The sequence below is a fragment of the Clostridium sp. CS001 genome (genome assembly GCF_020443565.1).
Taxonomy (GTDB): Bacteria; Bacillota; Clostridia; order Clostridiales; family Clostridiaceae; genus Clostridium_AD.
This window is the reverse complement of the sequence record NZ_JAIZZN010000001.1, coordinates 205,408-226,963: the sequence shown is the minus strand read 5'-3', so window position 1 is coordinate 226,963 and position 21,556 is coordinate 205,408. Positions and strand designations below refer to the sequence as shown.

The window sequence follows — 21,556 nt, the reverse complement described above, 5'->3', positions numbered from 1 at the left end:
ATGAATCAGGAATTTATTGAAGCATTGAGAGAAATTGTAGACCAAAAGGGCATCAGTGAAGAACTACTTTTTGAAACTATTGATGATGCATTAGTTGCAGCATATAAGAAGAATTTTGCTACTTTATCTAATAATAATCAAAGTGTAAAAGTATCAATGAATAGAGAAACAGGCGAAATACATGTGTATGGACAAAAAACAGTTGTAGAAGAAGTATTTGACGATTCTAATGAAATATCTCTTGAAGAATCTAAAGAATATAGTCCTAAATATCAATTAGGTGATGTTGTTGATATCGAAGTTACACCAAGAAAATTTGGAAGAATAGCTGCACAATCTGCAAAGCAAGTAGTTATTCAAAGAATTAAAGAAGCTGAAAGAAATATTATTTACAATGAATTTATCACTAAAGAATTTGATATTGTTACGGGAAGTGTTATAAGGAAAGATAGAGGAAATGTATTTATTGACTTAGGTAAAATTGAAGCTGTGCTTGGAGCTACTGAGCAAATGCCTGGCGAAGAATATAATTTTAATGAAAAGTTAAAGTTATATATTGTTGAGGTTAAAAATACAACTAAAGGTGCTCAGGTAGGAGTATCAAGAACTCACCCTGGTCTTGTAAAGAGATTGTTTGAACTTGAGGTACCAGAAGTTTTTGGTGGAGTTGTTGAAATAAAGAGTATTTCAAGGGAAGCAGGTTCAAGAACTAAAATTGCAGTATATTCAAATGATGAAGATGTTGATGCTATGGGAGCTTGTGTTGGACCAAAAGGGATTAGGGTTCAAAATATAGTTAACGAATTAAGGAATGAGAAAATTGATATTATAAAATGGAGCAAAAAACCTGAAGAGTATATATCTAATGCTTTGAGTCCTGCAAAAGTATTGAATGTAATGGTTGATGAAAATTCTAAATCTGCAAAGGTCATAGTAGAAGATAACCAATTATCTTTAGCTATTGGAAAAGAAGGCCAGAATGTTAGATTGGCAGCAAGACTTACAGGTTGGAAAATTGATATTAAAAGCAGAACCCAAGCTCAATATAAGATGGAAGAAATTGAAGTTACTCAAGAACAATTTGTTGAAACCATTACTAAAGAGTAGGTGATAGGTTTATGAAAGTTAAAAAAATACCTCAGCGCATGTGTACAGGTTGTATGGAAATGAAATGTAAAAAAGAGTTACTACGTATAGTTCGAAGCAAAGAAGGCGAAATCTCTATAGATTTAACAGGAAAAAAACCCGGTAGAGGTGCATATATTTGTAAGAATATAGAGTGCTTTGAAAAATCTTTTAAAACAAAAAGATTGGAAAGAAACCTAGGTGGAAAAGTAAGTGAAGAAATTTATGGAAGTCTTAAAGACCAGATAAATCAAGAGGAAAAGATAAATTATGAATAATAAATTTTTTCAATTTTTAGGGTTAACTAAAAAAGCAGGAAAAGTTATTGAAGGTTACAATATGTGTGAAGAAGCGCTTTCACATAGAAGAGGAACCCTTATAATTTTATCTGAGGAAAGCTCAACAAATACTAAAGAAAAGTTTCAAAGATTTAGTGTTAAGAATAACATACCTGTTATAGAAGGTGTATCTAATGAAGTGTTAGGTAAATGCTTAGGTAGAGAAGAAATTAACGTTTTATGTGTAAATGATAAAAAAATGAGTGATAAGCTACTTAGCTTATGGAATGAAGATAATGAATAAATTAAATTTCGGGGGTGAATGATTTGGCAAAAGTCAGAATATATGAATTAGCAAAAGAGTTAGATGTGTCAAGTAAAGAATTAATTAGTGTACTATTCGAAGAGTTTAGTATAAAGGCCAAAAATCATATGAGTGTGATTGAGGAAGAGGATGCTGAATTAATAAAGGAACTTTATAGCGATGAAAATTCAGGACTTAAAGATGACAAAAATGAAACGGTAGAACATTACGAAAACTTAGCAAACGAAGATGCTAACAAAGTTGTTATTAGAAAAAGAGGTAGAAAAGGCAGAGATGATAGTGGAAACGGCAACAATGGCGTTGAAGCCATAGATGATGAATTTGTAGTAATTGAAAACACTATAACAGTTAAAGATTTAGCTGATAAGCTTAAGAGGCCTTATGTTGAAGTAATAAAACAACTTATTTTCATTGGCGTTATGGCTGGAATGAATCAAGAAATTGATTTCAATACAGCTGAGAAAGTAATAGAAAAGTATGGTGCAACTGCAGTACTTAAAGATGAGGAAGAGGGAAAAATTGCTAAAGATGAGGACATTGACGTTGATTTAGGAACAGATAAGAAACCAGCAGTTGTTACAGTTATGGGTCACGTTGACCACGGCAAGACATCACTACTTGACTGTATTAGAAAAGCTAAGGTTACTGAAACAGAAGCAGGTGGAATTACACAGCATATAGGTGCTTATACTGTTAATATCAATGGAGAGAAAATTACATTTTTAGATACACCTGGTCACGAGGCATTTACATCAATGAGAGCAAGAGGCGCTCAAATAACAGATATAGTTATACTTGTTGTAGCTGCAGATGATGGTATTATGCCACAAACTAAAGAAGCTATAAATCATTGTAAGGCTGCAAAGGTACCAATGATAGTAGCTATAAACAAAATAGATAGACCAGGAGCTAATATTGATAAGGTTAAACAAGAATTAACAGAGTTTGGTCTTGTTTCAGAGGATTGGGGCGGAGACACAATTTGTGTTCCTGTATCAGCTCATACTAAAGAAGGTATAGATACTTTACTTGAAATGATATTGATAACAGCAGAAATGCTAGAACTAAAAGCAAATGCTAATAGAAGCGCAAAAGGAACGTTAATAGAATCTAAACTTGACAAAGGTCGTGGACCTCTTGCTACTTTATTAGTACAGAATGGTACACTTAAAACTGGCGATTCTATAATAGTTGGTTCAACTTATGGAAGAATAAGAGCAATGTTCGATGATAAGGGTAACAAAATAAGTACTGCAGGTCCTTCTATACCAGTTGAAATACTTGGGTTATCAGAAGTTCCAGCAGCTGGAGATAGATTTAATGTAGTTAAAGATGAGAAAACTGCAAGGATTATGGCAGAGGCTAGAAAAGCAAAATCAAGAGAAGAATATTTCCAAACTAGCAATAGAGTTTCTATGGAAAATCTATATAGCCAAATACAAGAAGGGTCTGTAAAAGAACTTGGGGTAATTGTTAAAGCTGACGTTCAAGGATCTGTAGAGGCTGTAAGACAATCTTTAGAGAAATTATCTACTGATAATGTAAAGGTAAGAGTTATTCATTCTGGAGTTGGAGCTATTTCTGAAACAGATGTTACACTTGCAGCCGCTTCAAATGCAATAATTATTGGATTCAATGTAAGACCAGACAATAACGCTGTCATTATCGGAGAAAGAGAAGGCGTAGAAATCAAAACTTATAGAATAATTTATGATGCTCTTGATGATATAAAATTAGCAATGCTTGGACTTTTGGACCCTGTATATAAAGAGGTTGTTTTAGGTAGAGTAGAGATAAGACAAATATATAAAGTTTCAAATGTAGGAACTATAGCAGGATCTTATGTTCTAAGCGGTAAAATCACTAGAAACAGTAGTGTACGTGTGCTTAGAAATGGAATAGTAATAACTGAATCAACACTCGCTTCATTGAAGAGATTTAAAGATGATGCAAAAGAAGTTGCTGCTGGATACGAATGTGGATTAAGCATAGAAAAATTCAATGATATTAAAGAAGGCGACATCATAGAAGCATTTATAATGGAAGAAATAAAACCAAAACTAACTTAATTAGAAGGAGTGGTGGGTTGTATGGTTAATTATAGAAACGGTAGAATAAATGAAGAAATAAAAAAAGAAGTAAGCAATACAATTCAAAACAAAATAAAAGACCCAAGACTTAGTGCTATGGTAAGTGTAATAAGTGTAGAGACAACAAAAGACTTAACCTACACAAAAGTATATGTTAGTATTTTTGGTAATGAACTTTCTAAGAAAGAAACTCTTCAAGCGCTTAAAAGTTCAACTAGCCTTATAAGGAAAGAAATAGGGCTTCATGTTAAACTAAGACATGTACCTCAAGTTATTATAGAGGTAGATGAAACTATAGAAAAAGCAATACATCTAGAGGGGCTCTTCAATCAGATAAAGGCAAAAGATAAGAATAAGGAAAAAACTGATGAAGAACTATACGAAGATGATGAAGAAGAATATGAAGATGATGAAGATAACAATGAAGATTAGTGATATTGTTAGTAGAATAAAGCTATTTAAAAAAATAGCTATAACTTTTCATACTTCTCCAGATGGAGATTCCATAGGTAGTGCATTAGCATTGCTTATGGGACTTAGAAAGATAAATAAGGAAGTATATATAATTTCAAAAGAAGTTATTCCAGAAGTTTTTAAATTTTTATCATGCTCAAATGAAATTAATGGTGAAATAAATAAACCATTAGAAGATACAGAGTGTGTAATAGTATTAGATTGTGGTGATTTTAAAAGAATTAATGCAGATTTATGTATTGATAATAAGAAATTTGAGCTAATTAATTTGGATCACCATTTATCCAATGAATTTTATGGAGATTTAAATTTTGTGGATACAAGCGCTTCAGCTGCTGCAGAGATTGTATATGAAGTTCTTAGACTTCTTGATGTAAAATTAGATAAGGAAATAAGTGCTTGTCTGTACACTTCATTACTTACGGATACCGGTTCATTTAGACATTCTAGCACTACAGCGGTAACTCATGCTATAGCAGGTGAGCTTATTAATGCCGGCATAGATTTCAGTAATATACATAGGATAATTTTTGAAAATAAAAAAATTGAAAAGATAAAGTTCTATGGAGAAGTTATTGGTAATATGACGTTAGAACTAAGTGGTAAGGTGTGTATTATGTATATACCAAAAGATCTCATTATAAAATATAATTTGATATCTGACGATACATCCGATGTTATTACTTTTGGGTCTTCAATAGAGACCGTTGAAGTTACAGTGCTTATAAAAGAAGCTGAAGATGGGGTTAAAGTAAGTTTAAGATCTAAGTCTTTAGTTAATGTAAGTAAAGTTGCAGAAGGATTTGACGGTGGTGGTCATATTAGAGCGGCAGGGTTTTTCACCAAAGGAAATTTTGCTGAAACTAAAGTGAAGTTGATTGAAATATTAGAAAAAGAGTTGATAAAATGAATGGCATAATAAACATATATAAACCTACAGGAATTACGTCGTTTGATGTAGTGCGTATGGTAAGAAAAATAAGCAATGTAAAAAAAGTAGGCCACGCTGGCACTCTAGATCCTGAGGCTAGCGGGGTTTTACCTGTTTGTATAGGGAAAGCAACTAAGGCTATAGACTATATAATGGGAGATTTTAAGATTTATGAAACTGAGTTAAAATTAGGAGTTATTACAGACACCTATGATAAAGAAGGCAAAATTTTAAAGGAAAGTGATGTTAATTCAAGTGAAGAGGAAATTATACAAGCTATTAACTCATTTGTTGGAGAGATAAAACAAGTTCCACCGATGTACTCTGCTCTAAAGGTTAATGGTAAAAAACTGTATGAGCTTGCAAGGGCTGGAATAGAGATAGAAAGACAGGCAAGACCTATAACAATTTACCAAATCGATATTAGTTCAATAAATATTCCCTTTGTAAAGTTTAAGGTTAAATGTTCTAAAGGTACATATATTAGAAGTCTTTGTTATGATATTGGAGAGCTTTTAAATTGTGGTGGTATGATGTGGAACTTACAAAGAATCGCTACTGGTCAATTTCATCTTGAAGACACTATAAATATAGAGGATTTAAATACTGAGAATATAAACGAGAATTTAATGCCTATAGAAAAAATCTTTCAAGGAAATACAAAGATAACCATTGAAGATAGATTCGTTAAATTCCTATTAAACGGTGTTGTAGTGAAGGACAAGGCACTAGTTTCTAAGTTTCAAGAGGATCTTATATACAGTATCTATAATAACGATAATAACTTTATTGGAATTGCAGATAAAAGTAATGAGGGTATAAGGCTAATAAAGTCATTTATATAGGAGCATATAAAAATGTTAATTATAAAAGATAACTTTAAAACAAAACTCGAGTCCCCAACATATATTGCGCTAGGAAACTTTGACGGCCTCCACTTAGGACATATGAGTCTCATAGATAAAACTGTGAAGCTTGCAAAAGAAAATAATGCTAAAAGTATGGTTTATATTTTTGAAAATCATCCTTTAACCATTATAAATCCGGAAATTTCGCCAAAACTAATAATGAGTAATAAAACCAAGATAAAGCTATTAGAAGATAGTGGTATTGATATTGTTAATTTAGTTAGTTTTGATAAAGAGTTTATGAAGATAACCCCAGAGGAATTCATAAAAAACATGGTTAATTTCTATAATGCAAAGGGTATAATTATTGGGTTCAATTATAGATTTGGATATAAGAACTTAGGTGATGTAGAAATGCTTCAAAGATATAGTAGCATATTAGGATATAAACTTTATATTTGTGAAGCAGTTAGTAAAAACCATGAAGTCGTAAGTAGTTCCAAAATACGTCATCTCATAGCTGAGGGGGATGTAGTTAAAGCAAGGTTGCTTTTGGGAAGGCCAATATCAGCTACGGGAGAGGTTATTAGAGGGAAACAACTTGGAAGGACAATTGGATTTCCAACCGTAAATTTAAATTATAATAAAGGATACATACTTCCTAAGGGAGGGGTATACTTTACTACAATTGAATACGATGGTGTTCTTTATAAAGCTATAACTAATATAGGATATAATCCTACTGTAGAAGGTGGAAAACTTTCAGTAGAAACATATATTTTGGGATTTGATAAACAAATTTATGATGAAGTAATAAAAATTAACTTTATAAAAAGAATAAGAGATGAAGTTAAATTTGATACTATTGAGAATCTAAAGAATCAACTTGAAAAAGATAAAAGGTATGTTTATAATCAAAAAATATAAAAAAATATAAAAATATGTGTTAAATACAAATATTAATTTACAATTTAATTTTAGTTTGTTATAATTGACTTGAACCTTATGCTAAGTTCACCGAATCGCCAACGGTGTACTTGGAATATGGGGATATTATTCGGAGGTGTTGTAAAATGCAAAAGGCTAGAAAACAGGAAATAATGGTTAAACATGCAAGACATGAAGGAGATACTGGTTCTCCAGAGGTGCAAATCGCACTACTTACAGAAAGAATTACAGAATTAACAGCGCATTTAAAAATTCATAAAAAAGATCACCATTCAAGAAGAGGTCTACTAATGATGGTTGGACAAAGAAAAGGTATGTTAGGTTACTTAAAGAACCAAGACATCGAAAGATACCGTGCAATTCTAGTAGAACTTGGATTAAGAAAATAATTCAGAGCGGCTTAGCCGCTCTATTATTTTAAGTATATTAAAACAGCATATACAATTGGATTAATAAAAATATGTATATTAGCAAATAATATTAGTATAAATTGAAGGGAGGCAAATACATGAATCATATTATTGAAACTACTGTAGCAGGTAGGACTCTTAAAGTTGAATATGGTAAAGTAGGAATGTTATCAGACTGTGCAATATTCATGAGTTATGGGGAAACAGTAGTTCTAGTTAATGCAAATGCATCAGAAAAGCCAAGGGACGGTATTGATTTTTTTCCTCTAAGTGTAGAATATGAAGAAAGACTTTATGCAGTTGGTAAAATTCCTGGAGGCTTTATAAAGAGGGAAGCAAGGCCATCAGAAAGAGCAATCCTAACAGCAAGGGGTATAGATAGACCATTAAGACCACTGTTCCCTAAGGGTTATAAGAATGATGTGCAAATTGTATGCACTGTGCTTTCAGTTGAACAAGATAACTCACCTGAGATACTTGCTATGAATGCAGCATCTATGGCATTATGCCTATCGAGTATACCTTTTACTGATGCTGTTGCAACGGTTTCAGTTGGTTTAGTTGAGGGCAAGTTTATATTAAGCCCTACTGTAGAAGAAAGAAATGCTAGTTCTATGAATCTTACAGTTTGTGCAACAAAAGATAATGTAACAATGATAGAAGCTAGCGGACAGGAAATACCAGAGGATGTAATGATAGATGCAATTGATTTTGCTTTTGAAGCATGTAAACAAATTGTAGCTTTCCAAGAAGAAGCTGTGGCTAAGTTTGGAAAGAAAAAAAACATCCCTGAATTATATAAAATAGATGAAGCGCTTCAAAATGAAGTTAGAGAATTCTCATTTGACATGGTGAAAACTGCCATGTACATAATGGATAAAGATGAGAGAAATGCAAAAGTAGATGAAATAAAAGAAAAAATAAATGCTGAATTCAGTGAAAAATATCCAGATAAAAAATCAGATATTGGTGAAATTTTCTATAACACTCAAAAAGAAATAGTTAGAAATATGATGTTAAATGAAAATAGAAGACCAGATGGAAGAGCATTTGACCAAGTTAGACCGATAACTTGCGAAGTAGGAATACTTCCAAGAACTCATGGAACAGGTCTTTTCACAAGAGGACTTACTCAAGTAATGGGAGTTGCTACACTTGGGGCACTAGGAGAAGTTCAAATGCTTGATGGAATAGGCGAAGAAGATTCTAAAAGATATATGCATCATTATAATTTTCCAGCTTATAGTGTTGGAGAAGTTAAACCAATGCGTGGACCTGGAAGAAGAGAAATTGGTCATGGAGCACTTGCAGAAAAAGCAGTGGAGCCACTTTTACCATCAGTAGAAGAATTTCCATATGCTATTCGTGTAGTATCAGAAGTATTAAGTTCTAACGGTTCAACATCTCAAGCTAGTGTAAGTGCAAGCGTTTTAGCACTACTGGATGCTGGTGTTCCACTTAAGAGACCTGCAGCTGGTATTGCAATGGGACTAATTACAAATGCTGACTTATCTAAAGAAAAAATATTGACGGATATTCAAGGTATAGAAGATTTCTTTGGAGATATGGACTTTAAAGTAGCAGGAACTGTTCAAGGTATTACAGCTATACAAGTTGATACAAAGCTTCATGGATTATCTAATTACTGCATTAAAACTGCAATTATGGATGCTCAAAAGGCTAGACTTCATATATTAGAAAAAATGAATGAGTGTATTTCTAAGGAAAGAAGTGAAATATCAATATATGCTCCTAGAATTTACACACTAAACATAGAACCAGATAAAATTAGAGATATAATAGGACCTGGTGGAAAAACTATAAAGAAAATTATAGCAGAAACCGGTGTTAAAATAGATACTTATGATGACGGAAAAGTTGTAATTATGTCAAGTGATAGCGTTTGTGCAAACAAAGCAGTAAAAATCATTGAAGAACTAACTAAATCAGTTAAAGTAGGAGAAATATATTTAGGAAAAGTAACCAAGATTGCTGCTTTTGGAGCATTTGTTGAAATACTTCCTAATAAAGAAGGCCTAGTGCATATTTCTAAACTTGATTTTGCTAGAGTAAATAAAGTAGAAGATATTGTAGCTGTTGGAGATGAAATATTAGTAAAAGTAATGGAGATAGATAACCAAGGAAGAGTAAATCTTTCAAGAAGAGATGCTATGAAAGACAGTGAAACTGAAAAAAAAGATAGTGAATAACAATAGAAGGGCTGAAATGCCTTTTTATTTTTTTAAATAATATTACCTTAAATTGCACATAGTAAATATAAAGTCTAATTAAGGAGGGCATATATGTATAACTTATTTAAATTAGATAATGGATTAAGAGTGGTAGTTGAGAATATTGGATATGTAAATTCCGTAAGTGTAGGATTGTGGGTTGAGAATGGTTCAAGAAATGAAAATGAAATAAACAGTGGAATATCACATTTTATTGAGCATATGCTTTTTAAAGGAACAATTCGCAGGACTGCAAAACAAATAGCTGAAGAGATTGAAGATGTAGGTGGACAAATAAATGCATTTACAGGTAGAGAAGCTACATGTTTTTACATTAAAGCTTTAGATACCCACCTAGACTTATCATTAGATATTCTTTCAGATATGCTTTTTAATAGCAATTTTTTAGAAGAAGAAATTGAAAAAGAAAAAGGCGTAATTGTTGAAGAAATAAATATGAGTGAAGATTCACCTGAGGATGTTTTATCAGATTTACACACAAAGGCAATTTGGGATACAGATTCTATTTCATTACCTATTTTAGGGACTATGGATACTGTAAAGTCTTTTAGTAGGAAAGATATAGTAGATTATATTGCTTCATATTATATACCAGAGAATTCTGTTATATCAATTTCAGGTAAATTTGATATGGATAACATAGAAAAATTAGTAGAAAAATATTTTGGAAAATGGAATTCTGAAAAGAAAAACATTACTAAATATAGCAGCCCTGAAATATCTAGACTACATTATTTTAGGAAAAAAGATATAGAGCAGCTCCATATAAGTCTAGGAATTCCCGGCGTAGGAATTGGAACAGATGATACATATACCTTAATATTGCTAAGTAATATATTAGGGGGTGGAGCATCTTCAAGGTTATTTCAAAAGGTTCGTGAAGAGCTAGGTGTATGCTACTCAATTTATTCTTATGTATCGGCTTTAAAAAATACAGGAATTGTAAGCATTTATGCAGGGCTTAGTCCGCAATATGCGAAAGTTGCTATTAATGCAATAGAAGAAGAGGTCAGTAATTTTGCTAAAAACGGAATTGATAATGAAAGATTAATTAAGGCTAAAGAACAGTTAAAGGGTAGTTATATTTTAGGGCTTGAAAGCACGAGTAGTAGGATGTTTAGCAATGGAAGGTCTGTAATGTTTACAGACAAAATAAATACACCAGAAGATGTACTGCAAAAAATTAATGCAATAGATAAATTTAAAATAAATGATGTAATGGAAAAGACTTTTAAAAAGGGTATAATAAATTCAGCATATGTAGGAAAAGAAAAAGAAATCATTAAAGATATTTTTAAAGGAAATATTATTTCTGTAGACAAATAAATTTCGGTGGAAGAGAAAATTTTTTATAATAATATGGAAATTATGCATAACTCCTTAATATATTCCATAGTATTTTAGGAATATGAAAATAAATAGCAAGTCAAAGATTTATGGATATGTTAAGGAGGATGCTTATATGGAAGATAATATAAAGCTATACAGTGAAATGGAAAGATATGAAATTATCAATATTAATGATGGTGATAAATATAGCAACTTAGGCAGTAATGATGTAGTTATTGATGAAAATGGTCTTTTGAAATTTTTAATTATAAATGAGGGCAGTTCTAAATTTAGCTTTTTTCATAACAATGATATAATAGAGGTGCCTTGGGAATATGTTAAAAAGATTGGCTCTAGAACCATAATAATAGACGTGGACAATGAGCTTTTAAAAAAATCTCATGTGTAATTTTGGAGGAAAGAAATGAAGATATTAGTGCAAAAATTTGGGGGCACGTCCGTTTCAAATAGAGAGAAGAGAAAGCTAGTAGTAAGTAAAGTTTTAAATGCAAAAGCCCTTGGATATTTCCCTGTGGTAGTGGTATCTGCTATGGGAAGAAAAGGAGAGCCTTATGCCACGGATACACTTCTATCCCTGATAGATGATAATTTCAAAGAGGTGAATCCACTAGCAGTAGATTTATTAATGAGTTGTGGTGAAATCATAAGTACTGTAATAATGTGCAATGAACTAACTAATGGGTCTATCAATGCGGTGCCTTTAACTGGCGGACAAGCAGGCATAAATACAGACTGTAATTATACCAACGCAGAAATACTTAATGTTGACACGAAAAGGTTATTAGATATTATGAAAGAAGGAAAGGTGCCTGTAGTAGCAGGATTTCAGGGACAAGATGGAAATGGGTATATTACAACAATAGGAAGAGGCGGAAGTGATGTTACCGCTGCAATACTAGGTGCAGCACTTAATGCAGTAGAGACTCAAATTTACACAGATGTAGATGGTATTATGACAGCTGATCCAAGGATAGTTTCCGAAGCAACTTTAATAAAAAAAATAAGTTATGATGAAATTTTTCAGTTTGCAGATCAAGGAGCAAAAGTAATACATCCAAGAGCAGTTGAAATATCTAAAAAATATAATATACCTTTAGTAATAAAAAATACTATGAATAATTGTGACGGGACTATAATCAGTAGTTTAGGAGTACAAGATTATGAAAATGTAATCACAGGCATTACACACATAAATAATCGAGTTCAAATAAAAGTGTGTAAAAATTCAGAACCTAGTTATGAGGATCTTTTTGATATTTTAGCAGAAAACCTTATAAGCATAGATCTTATAAATGTTTTCCCGAGAGAAAAAATATTTACTATTGATGAAAAGGACTTTAATAAGTTTGAGAATTTAGTAAAAGAGTTTAATATGTCTTATTCCTTTGTTAAAGAATGTAGTAAACTTTCAATTATAGGTTCAAAGATGAGAGGTATTCCTGGGGTTATGGCTAGAATACTTAAAGCATTAACTCGGCAAAATATCGAAGTTCTTCAAACAGCAGATTCTCATATGACAATTTGGTGTCTTGTAGAAACAATGTATGTTGAAAAAGCAATTAATGCTTTGCACAGAGAATTTAAATTAGGCTAAAAGATGTATATAGTTTCTCTTAATGCACAAAATAAAGATGGATTAGGAGGAATGCAAATGTCAAAATCAGAAAAAAATAAAGAAAAAGCAATAAAGCAAGAGAATAAAAAAGAAGAAAGTAAAGAAACTTCAAATGAGCAAATTGAAAATATCACTGAACTAGGGACTACTAACATCGCGACTCAGGATGATAAAATTCAGATTTTATCCATCATAGGTCAAATAGAAGGACATATGATGTTATCTCCTCAAACAAAAACTACTAAGTATGAGCATGTTATTCCTCAGCTTATAGCTATGGAGAGGGACGAAAAAGTAAAGGGTATTCTTATAGTTTTAAATACTGTAGGAGGAGATGTTGAGGCGGGCCTTGCAATTTCAGAGATGATTAGAAGTGTTAGTAAGCCAACTGTATCTTTAGTAGTTGGAGGAGGTCATTCAATAGGTATACCATTAGCAACAGCCGCTAAGTACTCATTTATTTCTCCATCTGCAACTATGATAATTCATCCTATAAGAATGAATGGACTTATAATAGGTGTACCTCAGACTTTTGAGTATTTTAATAAGATGCAAGAAAGAATAACTGATTTTATTATTCGAACATCTCGTATTGATAAGGAAACCGTACAGAGATTGATGCTTCAAACTGATGAGCTTTTGAATGATATGGGTACCATACTTATAGGGAAGCAGGCAGTGGATAATGGATTAATAGATGAGGTCGGTGGTATTAGTGAAGCATTATCAAAATTAAACGAAATGATAGATAATGCATAAAAATAGATATAAATAGGCGGTATAGCCTATTTATATCTATTTTATTGAAGTTTTGCCGAATTACATATAGTGCAATAAAAAAAATGAAAAGTATTAGTTTAAAATTCCTTAATAAATACATTGAAAGTTAAAGGAAATTTATAAAGTTTGTAGAAATACTAAGGATGGAGGTGATACTTTGGCTAGAAAAAAAAACAAATCTAAAGTTTTTAACAGTATGGATGCACATAATGAAATTCTGGGAATTGTATTAATAACAATAGGTATACTAATTTTGTTTAGCATTTTCTCTACTATGTTTTCAATATCAGTTGCTACATCAGGTACCATTGGTGATTTTATTAATCATATGTTTTTTACAATTTTAGGTGTGGGTGCTTATCTTTCTCCCTTTTTTATAATATTTATGGGGGTTTGTTATATTACTAAGAAAGGCAAAATAAATTTCAGTAAGAAGTTTTATGGAATAATAGTTTTTATGACTAATACATTATTATTTATACAAATGTTATCTTTAGATAAGTATTATAGTAAAGGCGAATTTTTTATGGGAATAAACAAGATATACAACTCGAAAAGTATTATGCACGGTGGCATTATTAGTTACTCAATTGATGTTCCAATGCATACACTTTTTGGCGCGGCAGGAAGTTATATAATCTTTGTTGCTATATATGTTATATGTTTAATTTTAATATTAAAAATATCTTTGCATGATACGTTTTCTAATATAAAAGGTAAGTTGAAAATTAAAAGTGAAAAGAGAAAGAATGATAATAAGGAATTACTTATAGAACATAATGATAAAGAGGAAGAGTTAATAATTTCAAATCAAGGGAAAAGTAAGTTTATTAAAGAAATTAGCAATAAGATAAAAATATTGGATTTCGTAAAATCTAATGAAATTGCCTCAGATACTGAGGAGTCTACGCAAGAAGAAACATTAGATAATCTTAAAAATGATGATGTAGGGCACCTAAAAGAGAAGCATATAGATAATTCTATCAAACAAGAATTAGAAAAAGAAATTGAGTTAAACAGTGTGAACATAAAACCAAACTATAACTATGAATGTCCTACTGTAGATTTATTAAATGAAAACACTGCATTAAAAATGAATAAGAATGATAAAAAGGAATTGCTTAATAATGCAAATAAGTTACAAGAAACATTAAGTAGTTTTGGAGTTGAAGCAAAGGTTATTCAAGTTACAAAAGGACCATCGGTAACAAGATTTGAGCTTCAACCAAGTGCTGGCGTTAAGGTTAGCAAGATTGTGAACCTTGCAGATGATATAGCATTAAATTTGGCTTCATCTGGGGTAAGGATTGAAGCTCCTATACCAGGTAAGGCTGCTGTAGGCATAGAAGTTCCAAACAAAGAGCTAAGTGCAGTATACCTAAGGGAAGTAATAGAGTCTAATGAGTTTTCAGCTTCAAATAAAAACCTATCCTTTTGTTTAGGAAAAGATATAGGCGGCAACTGTGTTGTTTCAGATTTATCTAAAATGCCACATCTACTGGTAGCCGGTGCTACAGGCTCTGGAAAAAGTGTTTGTATAAATACACTAATAATAAGCTTGCTATATAAGTATTCTCCAGAGGATGTTAAGCTATTACTAATTGACCCTAAGGTTGTAGAGCTTAATATTTATAATGGAATACCCCATCTCCTTATACCAGTGGTAACAGACCCTAAAAAATCTGCAGGCGCATTAAACTGGGCTGTAAATGAGATGTCAAGAAGGTATAAGGTTTTTGCTGAAAATAATGTGAGAAGTATTGAAGGCTATAATGACTTGGTTAATAAAGGCATGGTGGAAACCAAGTTGCCTTGGATTGTAATTATAATTGATGAACTTGCAGATTTAATGATGGTCTCTGCTAATGATGTAGAAGACTATATTGGTAGACTGGCACAAATGGCAAGAGCTGCTGGCATGCATTTAGTAATTGCCACTCAAAGGCCATCAGTTGATGTTATTACAGGTGTTATAAAAGCCAACATACCTTCAAGAATATCTTTTGCAGTTTCAAGTCAAATAGATTCAAGAACAATTTTGGATTGCGCTGGTGCAGAGAAATTATTAGGTAAAGGCGATATGCTTTTTTATCCTCTTGGAGAATCTAAACCACTTAGAATACAAGGCGCATTTGTATCGGAAGAAGAAGTTGAAAGGGTAGTTAATTTTATAAAAAACCAAAAAACAGAATTAAACTATGAAAAGGAAATAATAGACGAAATAGAAGGTAGTACAAGTAGCCAGGATGGCGGTGCTACTATTGATGAATTGTTAAATGAAGCAATTAGAATTGTTATTGAAAATGGACAAGCATCAACTTCCTTGTTGCAACGGAAGTTAAAAATAGGGTATAATAGAGCAGCGACAATTATAGAACAAATGGAGGAGCGCAGAATTATTTCAGGTAGAAATGGCAGTAAGCCCAGGGAAATATTAATAAGTAATGGTGAATTAGAGGATTGATACAATAATAAGTATTATCTACGAATAGAGATAAACAAGGAGGATGACTTGTGGCAAAATTAAAAGTTGGAGTTATAAATTTAGGTTGTGACAAAAATAGAATAGATAGTGAAATTATAATAGGTAGTTTGAGCGAAAGGTATGATATGACAAATGATCCTAAGTTAGCCGATATAATAGTGGTTAACACTTGTGGATTTATAGAATCCTCAAAACAAGAATCCATAGACACTATTTTGGAAATGTCAAAGTACAAGGAAAAGTATAAGTGCTCAGTGTTAATTGCCACGGGTTGCCTTACACAGCGTTACGGGGTGGAACTCATTGAACTTATGCCTGAGCTTGATATAATGTTAGGAGTTAACGACTATAACAAACTGTTAATTAGTATAGAAGAGGTACTAGAAAAGAATATTAAAGTGCAGCATACGAGTTATAGTGATAATAATATTAATGAAGGACAAAGAGTATTAACTACAGGAACTTACTCTGCTTATATTAGAATATCAGAGGGGTGTGATAATGCTTGTGCATATTGTGCAATACCCAACATTAGAGGAAAATATAGAAGTAGAAGAATGGAAAATATACTGCAAGAGGCTAAAGATTTAAGTGAACACGGTTGCAAGGAAATTATTTTAGTTGCTCAAGATACAACTAGATATGGAATAGATTTATATGGTGAAAAAAATCTACATAAATTAATACGTGAGATTTCTAAAATAAGTGGGATTGAATGGATTAGAGTACTTTACTGTTATGCTGAGGAAATTACCGATGAGATTATTAATGAAATATCAGTTAACGATAAAGTTTGTAAATATGTAGACATACCAATACAGCATATAAGTGACGATATTCTTAAGTCTATGAGACGAAAAGGAAGAAAGAGAATTATAACAGAAAACATAAATAAGATGAGAAAGAGCATTAATGGATTAAATCTTAGAACTACTTTAATTGTGGGTTTCCCAGGAGAAACTGAGGAAAACTTTGAAGAATTAAAACAATTTATTAAGGAAGTAAAATTTGATAAATTGGGAGTGTTTAAGTACTCAATGGAAGAGGGTACTGCAGCTGCGGAAATGGAAAACCAGATTGATGAAGAAATAAAAGTAAGGCGCGAAGAAGAGTTAATGATAATTCAACAAGGTATATCAAAAGAACTAAACAGTAAAAAGATAGGTAAAGTTTACAAAGTTCTAGTTGAGGGCTTTAATGGTAAAACATACTTTGGTAGGAATTATGAAATGGCGCCAGAAGTTGATGGAACTATTTTCTTTGAAGCTGATAAAGTTTATGATAGGGGAGAGTTTGTTAATATTAAAGTTACAGAAGCTTTAGAATATGATTTAATAGGAGTTGTGTGCTATGAATCTTGCTAATAAACTTACAATGTTACGAATCTTTTTAGTACCTATATTTTTAATATTTATAGCTGCTAGAGGAATACCTTATGGAAGAGAATTAGCTACCGCTATTTTCATAATAGCTTCTCTTACAGACAAATTAGATGGATATATTGCTAGGAGCAGAAATCAAATAACCAACTTTGGTAAGTTTATGGACCCCTTAGCAGATAAACTTCTAGTAACAGCTGCATTAGTTTCCTTAGTGGAGCTTCAAATTGTGCATGCATGGGTAGCCATGATTATAATTGCTAGAGAATTTGCAGTTTCTGGACTTCGAACAGTAGCTGCCTCAGAGGGAAAAGTAATTGCAGCTAGCTGGTGGGGAAAAATTAAAACGGTTATTCAAATAGTAGCTATAATTGCAGCGCTTTTAAACCTAACATATGTAAATCCAAATTTAACTATAATAACTGATGTGATTATGGCAGCAGCAGTAATTATTACAATAATATCTGGTGTAGACTATTTTGTGAAAAATAAAGGAACTATTAGAGTTGATAAGTGATTAAGCTTTTAAAAGTTGTTAATAATAGAAATAAAGTACTTTCTACTATGGAAGATAATTTCTTGTTTGGAGAAAGTATTTCTATTATGTAAATAAACGGATATTTTCATTTTGTATGTTGACCGCACAAAATAAATGATGTATACTTAAGTTAGAACAAATGTTCGTTAATAAAGGATGGTGAACCCGAAGGGGAAGTTTATGAATAATGAAAAGTTAAAAGCATTAGAAGCGGCTATGGGTCAAATAGAAAAACAATTTGGTAAAGGTTCTATAATGAAACTAGGAGATCATAGTACTTTAAATTTAGATGCTATTTCCACCGGTTGCTTGGGATTAGATATTGGTCTAGGAATAGGTGGCGTACCTAGAGGTAGAATTATTGAAATTTTTGGACCTGAATCTTCAGGTAAAACAACAGTTTCACTTCATATTATTGCAGAAGCACAAAAGAATGGTGGTACAGCTGCATTTATAGATGTAGAGCATGCATTGGACCCTATTTATGCAAAAGCACTAGGAATTAATATAGACGATTTAATAGTTTCTCAACCGGATACTGGGGAGCAAGCATTAGAGATTACAGAGGCACTAGTTCGTTCAGGAGCTATAGATATTATAGTTTTAGACTCAGTAGCTGCATTAGTTCCTAAAGCTGAAATTGAAGGCGAAATGGGGGACTCTCATGTAGGATTACAAGCAAGACTTATGTCTCAAGCTTTAAGAAAACTTGCGGGTTCTATAAATAAATCAAAATGTGTTCTTGTGTTCATAAATCAGCTAAGAGAAAAAGTGGGAATAATGTTTGGAAATCCAGAAGTAACCCCTGGTGGAAGAGCATTAAAATTTTATTCTTCTGTTAGATTAGATATTAGAAAAATAGATACAATTAAACAAGGCGATCAGTTTATGGGAAATAGAACAAGAATAAAAATAGTTAAAAATAAAGTAGCTCCTCCGTTCAAACAAGCTGAATTTGATATTATGTATGGTGAAGGTATATCTAGAGAAGGCGATGTTTTGGATATAGGAGTTAAAGAAGAAATTGTACAAAAGAGTGGTGCATGGTTTGCCTATGGAGATATAAGACTTGGGCAAGGAAGAGAAAATGCAAAAGTATACTTCAAAGAAAATCCGCTAGTTATGTTAGAGGTAGAAAATTTAATTAGAAAAAAATATGATTTGCCATTATACCAAAATCCTGAAGTTAATAAAGGTACTGAAATTAATAAAAAACAGGAAATGGATAAGAAACCAGAAGTTAATAAGAAAGAATCATAAAAGCAAGTTTTTACTTGCTTTTTTCTTTAAAGTATTGCAAGTTATTATTTAATGCTCTGTTATTTAAAGTAGTTTTAGAGCTCAAAGGTATATTAAAGGGATATATAAGGAATATTAATAATATGCTAGAAAATGTAGACTATTATATTGCACTATACTAAGAGTTTGTATAATTTTTATATAAAATAGAATCAAAATAACTTATTTGATTCTTATAATCTTGACATTAATTGAAAAGTAATATAAAATAAATACAAATACTGGTTTAGCATAATCAAGTTGCTACCAATTGAATAAATATTGCACCTTTTCTAGCTTTCGTATTTACTCTTAAATAGATTCGAAAATAAGCGAAGGAGGTGTTGATAATCAATGGATGCTAAAAATCAAATGATGATTGTAATAGTTTCGGCTATTTTGGTTGTCGTTTTAGTAGGTATTTTTGTTGTAATTTATACTAGAAAAAATATATCTCAAGCAAATATTTCAAAGGCTGAAAAAGAAGCTAAAAGGATTCTTGATGAAAGTGAAAAAGAAGCTGAAACAAAGAAAAAAGAAGCCATTTTAGAAGCCAAGGAAGAAGTTCACAGACTTAGAACTGATTTAGAAAAAGAATCAAGAGAAAGACGTAATGAGGTTCAAAGGTTAGAAAGAAGAAATATCCAAAGAGAAGAATCTTTAGATAAAAAAGGTGACGTGCTAGAGAGAAAAGAAGAAAATCTTAATAAAAAACAACAAGGAATTGAAGAATTAGAAGCAAGTGTACAAGATTTATACACTAAGCAAAGAGAAGAATTAGAAAGATTATCAGAATTAACATCTGAAGAAGCGAAACAAGTTTTGTTAGACGAAATTAGAAAAGAAATTAAACACGATGCAGCAATTATGATTAAAGAAATTGAAACTAAAGCAAAAGAAGAAGCTGATAAAAAAGCAAGAGAAATTATTACTTATGCTATTCAAAGATGCGCAGCTGATCATGTGGCGGAAACAACAGTTCATGTGGTTTCTCTTCCTAATGATGAGATGAAAGGAAGAATAATAGGTAGGGAGGGTAGAAATATCCGAACTTTAGAAACGCTTACAGGGGTAGATTTAATAATAGATGACACACCTGAAGCAGTAATTCTTTCTGCCTTTGATCCAATAAGGAGAGAAGTTGCTAGAATCGCCCTTGAAAAACTAATAGTGGATGGAAGAATTCATCCTGCTAGAATTGAAGAAATGGTAGAAAAGGCTAAAAAAGAAGTTGATAGTGATATAAGAGAAGAAGGGGAGCAAGCAACTTTCGAAACTGGAGTGCATGGTCTTCATTCGGAAATCATTAGACTACTAGGAAGACTTAAATACAGAACAAGCTATGGTCAAAATGTATTAAAGCATTCTATAGAGGTTTCATATTTAGCTGGACTTATGGCTTCAGAACTTGGAATTGACCCAACACTTGCTAAGAGGTGTGGATTACTTCATGATATAGGAAAAGCTGTAGATCATGAAGTTGAAGGACCGCATGCACTTATAGGTGCAGAAATAGCTAAAAAATATCATGAATCTCCTGTTGTAGTTAATGCTATAGGGGCCCATCATGGTGATATGGAATTACTATCTCTTGAAGCAATATTAGTTCAGGCAGCAGATGCAATATCCGCTGCAAGACCAGGTGCAAGAAGAGAAACTTTAGAAGCTTATATTAAAAGATTAGAAAAATTAGAAGAAATAGCGAATTCATATGAAGGTGTAGAAAAATCCTATGCTATTCAGGCTGGAAGAGAAGTTCGAATTATCATTAAACCGGACATAATTGATGATGCAGGTGCTATAGAAATGGCAAGGAATTTAGTTAAAAGAATTGAAAATGAACTAGAATACCCAGGTCAAATCAAAGTAAATGTAATCAGAGAAACAAGGGCTATTGATTATGCCAAATAAAAAAACATAACTTAGAATCCTCTTAAAGTTTAGAAAATTTGTAAACTTTAAGAGGATTTTTATTGTATTTGTAGAATAGTATAAATGTAGCAATTAAATGTAGTAATGGGGGGTTCATTATGGAAGTATTAAAAGTCTCAGCAAAATCAAGTCCAAATTCAGTAGCAGGAGCCTTAGCTGGAGTTCTTAGAGAACAGGGAGTGGCAGAAATTCAGGCAATTGGCGCTGGTGCAATTAATCAAGCAGTTAAGGCTATTGCTATAGCAAGAGGTTTTGTTGCACCAAGTGGTGTTGATTTGGTTTGTATTCCTGCATTTACGGATATCATAATTGATGGGGAAGAAAGAACAGCAATTAAATTAATAGTTCAACCTAGATAACCAGCATACAAAGGGCTTGTAGGACAAGCTCTTTATTTTTTTGTGCAAATTAGATATATGTATTTTATAATAATTTAATTAAAGGTAATGTGCTACCGCTATTTACATTACAAGAAAAAAATGATATATTAAAGACATATGAATTATATCCTTCATTTT

General features: G+C 31.9%; 19 protein-coding genes and 1 pseudogene. All 20 read left to right on the top strand.

Going from position 1 to position 21,556, the window contains the following annotated elements:
* Positions 1-1,107, top strand: coding sequence for a transcription termination factor NusA (gene nusA, locus LGK97_RS01065; RefSeq protein ID WP_226257880.1), 1,107 nt, complete (start codon positions 1-3; stop codon positions 1,105-1,107).
* 11 nt (positions 1,108-1,118) lie between these two features.
* On the top strand, positions 1,119-1,403 hold the full coding sequence (rnpM, locus tag LGK97_RS01060) for an RNase P modulator RnpM (protein WP_226257879.1): 285 nt from the start codon (positions 1,119-1,121) through the stop codon (positions 1,401-1,403).
* Entirely contained in the window at positions 1,396-1,707 is a 312-nt protein-coding gene (locus LGK97_RS01055; RefSeq protein ID WP_226257878.1) for a ribosomal L7Ae/L30e/S12e/Gadd45 family protein, read from the top strand. Before rnpM ends, LGK97_RS01055 begins: the two co-directional genes overlap by 8 nt.
* Positions 1,708-1,730: 23 nt before the next feature.
* Positions 1,731-3,797 (top strand): translation initiation factor IF-2, encoded by a 2,067-nt coding sequence (infB, locus tag LGK97_RS01050; RefSeq protein ID WP_226257877.1) that lies wholly within the window; start codon positions 1,731-1,733, stop codon positions 3,795-3,797.
* Between the two features lie 21 nt (positions 3,798-3,818).
* Positions 3,819-4,172 (top strand): annotated as a pseudogene (gene rbfA / locus LGK97_RS01045) (30S ribosome-binding factor RbfA); the annotation flags it as partial.
* 67 nt (positions 4,173-4,239) lie between these two features.
* Positions 4,240-5,202 carry a DHH family phosphoesterase gene (locus tag LGK97_RS01040; protein WP_226258000.1) on the top strand — a complete coding sequence of 321 codons (963 nt, stop codon included), beginning with the start codon at positions 4,240-4,242 and terminating at the stop codon, positions 5,200-5,202.
* The gene (gene truB, locus LGK97_RS01035; RefSeq protein WP_226257876.1) at positions 5,199-6,068 is read left to right on the top strand and encodes a tRNA pseudouridine(55) synthase TruB; all 870 of its coding nucleotides are present in this window, start codon (positions 5,199-5,201) and stop codon (positions 6,066-6,068) included. The genes LGK97_RS01040 and truB overlap by 4 nt, the downstream gene beginning before the upstream one ends.
* Before the next feature lie 12 nt (positions 6,069-6,080).
* A complete protein-coding gene (locus tag LGK97_RS01030) occupies positions 6,081-6,998 on the top strand; it encodes a bifunctional riboflavin kinase/FAD synthetase (protein ID WP_226257875.1) in 918 nt (305 codons plus the stop codon).
* A 146-nt stretch (positions 6,999-7,144) separates the two neighbouring features.
* The gene (gene rpsO / locus LGK97_RS01025; protein ID WP_226257874.1) at positions 7,145-7,408 is read left to right on the top strand and encodes a 30S ribosomal protein S15; all 264 of its coding nucleotides are present in this window, start codon (positions 7,145-7,147) and stop codon (positions 7,406-7,408) included.
* Between the two features lie 119 nt (positions 7,409-7,527).
* Complete coding sequence (locus LGK97_RS01020) at positions 7,528-9,639, top strand: polyribonucleotide nucleotidyltransferase (RefSeq protein WP_226257873.1); 2,112 nt, start codon at positions 7,528-7,530, stop codon at positions 9,637-9,639.
* 93 nt (positions 9,640-9,732) lie between these two features.
* Positions 9,733-11,007: a M16 family metallopeptidase gene (locus LGK97_RS01015; protein ID WP_226257872.1), complete on the top strand. Its 1,275-nt coding sequence runs from the start codon at positions 9,733-9,735 to the stop codon at positions 11,005-11,007.
* A 136-nt stretch (positions 11,008-11,143) separates the two neighbouring features.
* Complete coding sequence (locus tag LGK97_RS01010; protein ID WP_226257871.1) at positions 11,144-11,419, top strand: YlmC/YmxH family sporulation protein; 276 nt, start codon at positions 11,144-11,146, stop codon at positions 11,417-11,419.
* A 15-nt stretch (positions 11,420-11,434) separates the two neighbouring features.
* A complete protein-coding gene (dapG, locus tag LGK97_RS01005) occupies positions 11,435-12,625 on the top strand; it encodes an aspartate kinase (protein ID WP_226257870.1) in 1,191 nt (396 codons plus the stop codon).
* 57 nt (positions 12,626-12,682) lie between these two features.
* Complete coding sequence (locus tag LGK97_RS01000; protein ID WP_226257869.1) at positions 12,683-13,405, top strand: ClpP family protease; 723 nt, start codon at positions 12,683-12,685, stop codon at positions 13,403-13,405.
* A 178-nt stretch (positions 13,406-13,583) separates the two neighbouring features.
* A complete protein-coding gene (locus LGK97_RS00995) occupies positions 13,584-15,890 on the top strand; it encodes an FtsK/SpoIIIE family DNA translocase (RefSeq protein WP_226257868.1) in 2,307 nt (768 codons plus the stop codon).
* A 50-nt stretch (positions 15,891-15,940) separates the two neighbouring features.
* Positions 15,941-17,275 carry a 30S ribosomal protein S12 methylthiotransferase RimO gene (gene rimO, locus LGK97_RS00990; protein WP_226257867.1) on the top strand — a complete coding sequence of 445 codons (1,335 nt, stop codon included), beginning with the start codon at positions 15,941-15,943 and terminating at the stop codon, positions 17,273-17,275.
* The gene (pgsA, locus tag LGK97_RS00985) at positions 17,262-17,807 is read left to right on the top strand and encodes a CDP-diacylglycerol--glycerol-3-phosphate 3-phosphatidyltransferase (RefSeq protein ID WP_226257866.1); all 546 of its coding nucleotides are present in this window, start codon (positions 17,262-17,264) and stop codon (positions 17,805-17,807) included. The genes rimO and pgsA overlap by 14 nt, the downstream gene beginning before the upstream one ends.
* Positions 17,808-18,008: 201 nt before the next feature.
* Positions 18,009-19,088: a recombinase RecA gene (gene recA, locus LGK97_RS00980; RefSeq protein ID WP_226257865.1), complete on the top strand. Its 1,080-nt coding sequence runs from the start codon at positions 18,009-18,011 to the stop codon at positions 19,086-19,088.
* A 372-nt stretch (positions 19,089-19,460) separates the two neighbouring features.
* On the top strand, positions 19,461-21,017 hold the full coding sequence (rny, locus tag LGK97_RS00975) for a ribonuclease Y (RefSeq protein ID WP_413228401.1): 1,557 nt from the start codon (positions 19,461-19,463) through the stop codon (positions 21,015-21,017).
* Between the two features lie 119 nt (positions 21,018-21,136).
* Positions 21,137-21,397 carry a stage V sporulation protein S gene (locus tag LGK97_RS00970; RefSeq protein WP_226257864.1) on the top strand — a complete coding sequence of 87 codons (261 nt, stop codon included), beginning with the start codon at positions 21,137-21,139 and terminating at the stop codon, positions 21,395-21,397.
* The last annotated feature ends 159 nt before the right edge of the window (positions 21,398-21,556 follow it).

Excerpts from the sequence above, each read along its gene's own strand:
- LGK97_RS01015 (WP_226257872.1), top strand. The coding sequence starts at position 9,733 with ATGTATAACTTATTTAAATTAGATAATGGATTAAGAGTGGTAGTTGAG.
- rpsO (WP_226257874.1), top strand. The coding sequence starts at position 7,145 with ATGCAAAAGGCTAGAAAACAGGAAATAATGGTTAAACATGCAAGACAT.
- LGK97_RS01040 (WP_226258000.1), top strand. The coding sequence starts at position 4,240 with ATGAAGATTAGTGATATTGTTAGTAGAATAAAGCTATTTAAAAAAATA.
- nusA (WP_226257880.1), top strand. The coding sequence starts at position 1 with ATGAATCAGGAATTTATTGAAGCATTGAGAGAAATTGTAGACCAAAAG.
- LGK97_RS01000 (WP_226257869.1), top strand. The coding sequence starts at position 12,683 with ATGTCAAAATCAGAAAAAAATAAAGAAAAAGCAATAAAGCAAGAGAAT.
- LGK97_RS01055 (WP_226257878.1), top strand. The coding sequence starts at position 1,396 with ATGAATAATAAATTTTTTCAATTTTTAGGGTTAACTAAAAAAGCAGGA.
- pgsA (WP_226257866.1), top strand. The coding sequence starts at position 17,262 with ATGAATCTTGCTAATAAACTTACAATGTTACGAATCTTTTTAGTACCT.
- LGK97_RS01030 (WP_226257875.1), top strand. The coding sequence starts at position 6,081 with ATGTTAATTATAAAAGATAACTTTAAAACAAAACTCGAGTCCCCAACA.
- rnpM (WP_226257879.1), top strand. The coding sequence starts at position 1,119 with ATGAAAGTTAAAAAAATACCTCAGCGCATGTGTACAGGTTGTATGGAA.
- LGK97_RS00970 (WP_226257864.1), top strand. The coding sequence starts at position 21,137 with ATGGAAGTATTAAAAGTCTCAGCAAAATCAAGTCCAAATTCAGTAGCA.
- dapG (WP_226257870.1), top strand. The coding sequence starts at position 11,435 with ATGAAGATATTAGTGCAAAAATTTGGGGGCACGTCCGTTTCAAATAGA.
- rny (WP_413228401.1), top strand. The coding sequence starts at position 19,461 with ATGGATGCTAAAAATCAAATGATGATTGTAATAGTTTCGGCTATTTTG.
- LGK97_RS01010 (WP_226257871.1), top strand. The coding sequence starts at position 11,144 with ATGGAAGATAATATAAAGCTATACAGTGAAATGGAAAGATATGAAATT.
- truB (WP_226257876.1), top strand. The coding sequence starts at position 5,199 with ATGAATGGCATAATAAACATATATAAACCTACAGGAATTACGTCGTTT.
- recA (WP_226257865.1), top strand. The coding sequence starts at position 18,009 with ATGAATAATGAAAAGTTAAAAGCATTAGAAGCGGCTATGGGTCAAATA.
- LGK97_RS01020 (WP_226257873.1), top strand. The coding sequence starts at position 7,528 with ATGAATCATATTATTGAAACTACTGTAGCAGGTAGGACTCTTAAAGTT.